Raw genomic sequence first — 1632 nt, 5'->3', positions numbered from 1 at the left:
CATGGGGCTGGTCTTTTGCGCCAGGAATCCGCTTATGCATATAGGCGTCGCCGCCCCGGGTGATCGGATCGCCATTGCTGAAGGTGGTCAGAAATGGCTTTTCCCAACGTTCGAGCACTTTCCAGGCGTTCCGGTTAGCCTCACTGGCGGGATCGTCCGGGTGCATCGGCACCAGTCTGGGGAAGGCCCGGGCGCCGGCTTTGTACTTTTTGCCAGGGAAGGGGGCGTCGTAGGCCCGCATTTCATCGGGCCCCAGCTTGCGGAAAGAGCCGGTGTTGATGATCCGCGCAATGGGAAACCAGGGACTGTGCAGGGCAAAATTCTTCCAGATCTTGAACGCCGGCGGGGCTTTCTGATCACCGGTAGGTAACATGCCGTTGCCCACCACAATGGCCCGGAACCGTTCCGGATTCTCCGCCGCCAGCCGCAGCCCCAGCAATGAGCCCCAATCCTGGCATACCAGAGTGATGTTGGTGAGTCCGAGCTGATCGAGGAACGACTGCATCCAGTCCATGTGCTGCTGGTAGGAATAGTCGTCAAGGGACGTGGGTTTGTCGGACTTGCCGAAACCGATCAGATCCGGGGCGATAACCCGGTGGCCGGCCGCCGCGCAGATCGGAATCATATGCCGGTAGAGGTAGGACCAGGAAGGTTCGCCATGCATCATCAGAACGGGACTTGCGTCGGCCGGCCCTTCATCCACGTAGTGCATACGCAGCCCGTCCACCTCCACGTAGTGGGGCTCAAACGGGTAATCCAGGAGTCGTTCAAAGCGTTTTTCCGGGGTTCTGACAAAATCCATCTTGCTTGCCTTGCTGTTCATTATTGTGAGGGAATGGTCTAAAGGATTGTGATGGAGCAGGGGAGCAGAGACAAGCGCCATGGCTTATTGGCTGATATGCAATTCCGGTGCTGGCGATGGTGAGCGAGGCCGGGACTTCTGGCTGGAGCACCTGGCAACTGCCGGTATCCACGATCCTCTATGCCGTGACTTTGAGGAATCCGACTGGAGCACCAGGCTCGACGACCGGGACACGCTTATAGTCGCGGGCGGAGACGGTTCGGTAAGCCGGGCCGCCGCCGTTTGCCTGGAGAAGGGGGCCACCCTTGCTGTCCTGCCGTCTGGTACAGCTAACGACTTTGCCCGGAATCTGGGGCTTCCCCACCAGCCGGGAGCGCTGTGTAAGTTGATTGCCAGCGGCCGAACGCAAATGGTGGATGTCGCGGATTATGGTGATGGTATGTTTCTGAACGTTGCCCATGTCGGCATGGGAACCCTCCCTGCACGGGAATCCCGCAGTACCGAAAAAAAGCTCTTCGGGCGCTTCAGCTATGTGGTCGAATTATTACGCCGGCTGAATGCGAAGCGAGGCTTCAGGGCAACCATCCGTTGCGATCGGGGCGTCGTGAAGGGCCGGTGGCTTTCCGTCGCGGTGGCCAATGGCGCTTTTTTTGGCGGTGGCAACGAGATTCCCGAGGCATCCGTCAGCGATGGCCAGCTGGCTATTGTCGCGGTCCGGCCACGCCCCATTCTTCAGCTTTTGTTCACGTTTCTGATGGTTCGCCTGAACCGGCAAACTCCTCGGCGCACCAGTACGCTGGTCCATATCAGGAGCCAACGCTGCCTGGTAC

The 1632-nt window shown here is 59.4% G+C and carries 2 protein-coding genes; one reads left to right on the top strand and one right to left on the bottom strand.

What is annotated here, in order from left to right:
- The coding region (locus B2W52_RS00280; RefSeq protein WP_286800954.1) for a haloalkane dehalogenase at positions 1-802 on the bottom strand (802 nt) is incomplete at its 3' end.
- A 79-nt stretch (positions 803-881) separates the two neighbouring features.
- Here B2W52_RS00280 and B2W52_RS00275 point away from each other — a divergent pair.
- On the top strand, positions 882-1632 hold a 751-nt coding region (locus tag B2W52_RS00275), incomplete at its 3' end, for a diacylglycerol/lipid kinase family protein (protein WP_286800953.1).

This window comes from Marinobacter sp. UBA2498, from assembly GCF_002341575.1.
Lineage (GTDB): Bacteria > Pseudomonadota > Gammaproteobacteria > Pseudomonadales > Oleiphilaceae > Marinobacter > Marinobacter manganoxydans.
The sequence above is the reverse complement of the archived record's forward strand: the minus strand, read 5'-3'. Positions and strand labels throughout refer to the sequence as shown.